This is a genomic window from Frankia sp. CcWB2 (assembly GCF_977927585.1).
Map to the genome: position 1 here is coordinate 45,408 of NZ_CDWRCM010000001.1, position 1,566 is coordinate 46,973.

General features: G+C 74.6%; 1 protein-coding gene and 1 pseudogene. One reads left to right on the forward strand and one right to left on the reverse strand.

The annotated features are described in order from the left end of the window. A pseudogene (locus ACY45C_RS00235) lies at positions 1 to 669 on the reverse strand (hypothetical protein); the annotation flags it as partial. 111 nt (positions 670 to 780) lie between these two features. On the opposite strand from ACY45C_RS00235, the gene ACY45C_RS00240 reads away from it, so the two are divergent. Then, positions 781 to 1,119: a hypothetical protein gene (locus ACY45C_RS00240; protein WP_462185666.1), complete on the forward strand. Its 339-nt coding sequence runs from the start codon at positions 781 to 783 to the stop codon at positions 1,117 to 1,119. Positions 1,120 to 1,566 lie beyond the last annotated feature (447 nt).

A 1,566-nucleotide genomic window follows, 5' to 3' on the forward strand; every position in this document is an offset into this window, starting at 1 on the left:
CGGGTCGGCGTGGCCCTTCGTGGCACCGGCCTGCATACCGAAGAATGTCTCGAGCAGCGGAGTGACGTCGATCGGCGTCGGATGGAACGGCAGGGAGCCACCGGCCGAAGTCGGCGTCGGGCTCGTGGAGGGGGTCGGGTCGCCCCACGGCCACGAGTCGGTCGGCGACGGCGATGTCGTGGCCGCGCCGGCGGTGCCCGTCGGACTGGGCGCGATGGTACGCAGGTCGGTGGGGCTCGTGTTGGGTGAGCTGAGCTCGTCCCGCGGCGTCAGTGGCACGATCGGGATCGGCGAGGTGCCGGGGCTCAGGTACGCCTCGCCGGTGGCGTGGGAGGAACCTGATCGCCCGGACGGACTACCCGGGTGGGCGGTCAGGCCGGACTGGCTCGTGCTCGGCGCCAGCAGCGCCTGGGGCGGAGTGGGCAAGGTGGCCTGCGGACGGTCGCGGGAGGCCTGCGTCTGCGAGGAGCCGAAGGCGGCCCCGCCTGTGTACTGGACCCGAGGCACCTCGCCGCCGTTCGGGCCGGTCGTGGCGCCCGTCGGATCGCCGCCCAGGGCTACGCCGGCGACCAGCGCGGACAGCCCGGCGAGCGAGACGGTTCCCGCCGCGGCGAGCCGCACCCGCCCGCTGCCCCGCCGACTGGCCGGTGCCCGGTGCGCGCCGGGCACCGGCCGGGGCTCTCGGCGGGCGGGCTCGCCGGATGGATGTCGGCGGGCCGGTGGCTCCCGGTGGGGGAGGTGGGCCCGGGAACGTGGAGGGGTTCGTAGAGGGTGCCGAGGGTGCCGCCGGCTTGGACCCCGGCGGCGGCCGTCGTGGCCGTCGTGGCGAACAGTGGCCGGCCGGTCCGGGACAGCGTGTCCAGCGGCCGGCGACGCTGGGCGGCATCGCCGACCCGGCTGGCCGTGGCCTCCCGGGCCCGGCGGGCGGAGGTGCTCACCGACAGCGGTCCGGTGATCGTGTCGAGCTCGCCGGGTGGGGCGACCGGGGGCCGTGGCGGGGTCGGCGGTGGGAACGACGCGGCTGCCGCGGTGGAGGTCGTCGGTGCCGCGGCCGAATGGCGGCCGGTGGCCTGCCTGGCGACTTCCTGGCGCTGGCGTGAATGCCGACCGGCCGAATGATTACCCACGACGACCTCCGGGAGCGGTCCGGACGACGACGCCGACCGAGCCGCGGGGTTGCCCGGCGCGACCGGCCGTGATCGGAACGGTCATGCTGATGGTGCCCATAGGCGAACGCGGAGTCGCCACGGACCGTGGGCATAGGGCTCGATGAACCCGCACTGCGCCTCCGGCTGCATCGGTGCTGTGAGCCCCCCCCCGGGCCACACGGCACCTCCACGCGCGATGTCACCTTACCGGAAGGTGCCGGAGTGGCGCACTACCCGGCAGATAGCTGCCAAGCGGCATTATCAATGACATAGTTCTGTGGTATTGTGGGCTCTGCCCGGCCGGCCGGCCGGCCGGCCGGGGCGCGGGGCCGGAGTGTCGGATCGGACGTTCGCCGAAAACAGGAAGCCGCCGCGGGATGGCCACGGGTTCGATACCGGGAGAATGCGAACGGCCGGG